This window comes from Kocuria varians, from assembly GCF_006539885.1.
Lineage (GTDB): Bacteria > Actinomycetota > Actinomycetes > Actinomycetales > Micrococcaceae > Kocuria > Kocuria varians.
Map to the genome: position 1 here is coordinate 1 of NZ_BJNW01000037.1, position 2392 is coordinate 2392.

Annotated in this window: 3 protein-coding genes; 2 read left to right on the top strand and 1 reads right to left on the bottom strand. The window is 57.4% G+C overall.

Annotated elements, in window-relative coordinates; all coding sequences use genetic code 11:
- A partial coding sequence (locus KVA01_RS12500; protein ID WP_141270565.1) for a recombinase family protein occupies positions 1-479 on the bottom strand: 479 nt, incomplete at its 3' end.
- Positions 480-701: 222 nt separating this feature from the next.
- On the opposite strand from KVA01_RS12500, the gene KVA01_RS12505 reads away from it, so the two are divergent.
- Positions 702-1850 carry an ImmA/IrrE family metallo-endopeptidase gene (locus KVA01_RS12505; protein ID WP_141270567.1) on the top strand — a complete coding sequence of 383 codons (1149 nt, stop codon included), beginning with the start codon at positions 702-704 and terminating at the stop codon, positions 1848-1850.
- Complete coding sequence (locus tag KVA01_RS12510; protein ID WP_141270569.1) at positions 1850-2332, top strand: DUF4411 family protein; 483 nt, start codon at positions 1850-1852, stop codon at positions 2330-2332. Before KVA01_RS12505 ends, KVA01_RS12510 begins: the two co-directional genes overlap by 1 nt.
- The last annotated feature ends 60 nt before the right edge of the window (positions 2333-2392 follow it).

The following is a 2392-nucleotide window of genomic DNA, read 5'->3' on the forward strand; positions in this document are numbered from 1 at the left end:
GGACGCGGCCGGCTGCCCGGTCGGGGTGAGGTGATGAGTTCGCGCTCGAACTGCGCTAGAGCGGCGAAGATGGTGATGACGAGTTCGTCGTGCGCGTTGCCTGCCTCGTACTTGAGTCCACCGTCGAGCGCACGGAAGCTCGCGCCCATGCGCGTGAGGTTTTCAAGTCCTTCGAGCACGGCCTTCGTGCTGCGTCCGAGCCTGTCGAGCTTTGGTACGAGGACAGTCACGTTGTAGCCGTCTTCGATCTTGCGTTCCACTGTCTTGAAGAGTTGTCTGTACTTCGGTGAACGGTGGTTCTTCGCTCCACTCACGGCCGGATCGCTGATGATCTCGTCGCATCCGGCCTTCAGCAGTTGTTCCTCCTGAACTTTTGTGTTTTGAGCCGACGTGCTCACTCGTGCGTAGCCGATTGTGTAGTCCAGGTGTTTGCCCGTCTCCTGTTTTTGAGTGTTGGTTGGGTGACTGTCCAATGCCATATCGGTTTATGAACCGCTACGGGCTGCAAAAGACAGTGGGCCACCTTGTTCTGACACTCGAACTCCGGGCGACCGCCTCGCTCTCGTCGCTCATCGTTGGGAGTTGTTACCTGCCGTAGTTCCGTACCGTGCAGCTGCGGTGCCGCGCGCGTCGGTGTGGTACCGGGTGGCCCCGCTCCGCTAGGATCGGTTTGACACCCTGCTAGCTGCGAAGGAGCCCGCGTGTCCACCGTGCAAGTCGCGCCCTCGATGCTCCGATGGGCGCTCGACCGTGCTGACCTCAACACGGAGACGAAGCGCTACGCCCGCTTTGAGCAATACGCTTCAGGAGAGAAGCCTCCAACTCTGAGGCAACTGGAAGAGTTCGCGTCGGCGACCCACGTTCCCTTCGGCTACCTTTTTCTTCCCGAGCCCCCACAAGAGTCGGTGCCCATTCCGGACTACCGTACGATTGGGGATTCGGGCGTGAGTGAACCAAGCGCCAACCTGCTCGACACTATTTACGAAGCGCAAATGCGTCAGGATTGGTATCGGGAATACGCGCAATCACAGGATGCAGACCCTCTTGAGTTCTTCGGCTCAGCTACTGTAGACGACTCGCCGCTTGAGATCTCTGAGAAGATCCGTGAAGCTCTCGACTTCAGTATGGAACGTCGCACTCGGTTCCGAACTTGGGAGGAAGCTCTTCGCTACCTTATTGACGCTGTTGAGGAGCTGGGCGTTCTGGTCATGGTGAGTAGCGTCGTCGGGAACAACACGCACCGTAGTCTGAGTGTGGACGAGTTCCGTGGCTTCACGCTCGGTGACCCGTTCGCGACCGTAATCTTTGTGAATGGCGCGGACTCTAAGTCCGCCCAGATGTTCACGCTCATGCACGAACTTGCCCATGTTTGGCTGGGAGAGAGCGGCATCTCTTCTGAGGATTTGGACTCGCCGAGCGAGCTACGCAACGAGCGGTGGGCTAATTCTGTCGCCGCCGAGATTCTGATCCCGCTCGCGCAGATTCGTTCGGAGTACAGGGGTTCATTAACCTCTGCAGAGGTTTCACGCCTTGCTAAACGCTACAAGGCGAGCACGCTAGTTGTCTTAAGGCGAATCTTCGACGCCCGCTTGGTCGACTGGGACACCTACATCGCGAGCTATCGCGCTGAAGAGAAGCATCTCAAAGAGTTGAGCGATCAGAAGAAGAAGCAAGGGTCCGGGGGCGACTACTATAACACCCACCCGCTCCAAGTCGGACAACAGTTTTCGAGGGCTGTCATCGTTGACGCCTACGAGGGACGTACTTTGTATAGAGACGCATTCCGTCTTCTAGGGACGGTCAAGGCAAGCACCTTCGAAGGCCTTGCAGAAAGGCTGGGGGTGGCGTGATGTATCTTCTGGATGCAAACATCTTCATTCAGTCAAACCGTGCGCACTATGGCTTGGACTTCGTGCCTGCGTTTTGGGATTGGCTTGACCGTTCTTACGCCGCAGGCACGTTGAAGTCCATCAAGCAGGTCGGCTCCGAGATCGCTGCGGGTCACGACGATCTAACGACGTGGGCTGCGAACCGGTCGAATCTGTTCGTTCCTCTTGACGCGAGTTGTGGTCCGCATCTGACCGCAGTAGCTAAGTGGGCTAATAATCATCACTTCACTCAGGCAGCCGTTAGCGAATTTCTGAGCGTCGCGGACTACCAATTGGTCGCCTACGCGCGAGCCCATGACATGACTGTGGTCACGATGGAGAAGCCCGACCCACAGCGCAAGAAGAGGATCAAAATTCCCGACGCGTGTAACGCTATGGGTGTGAAGTGGGCCGGGCCATTCGACATGCTGCGAGCGGAGAAGGCCTCGTTCGTCCTCAAATAGCTTTGAGCGGTCACTAGCTTTGCCTCTCTACCATCGTGAGACTGTAGCCTGCGGTTTAAC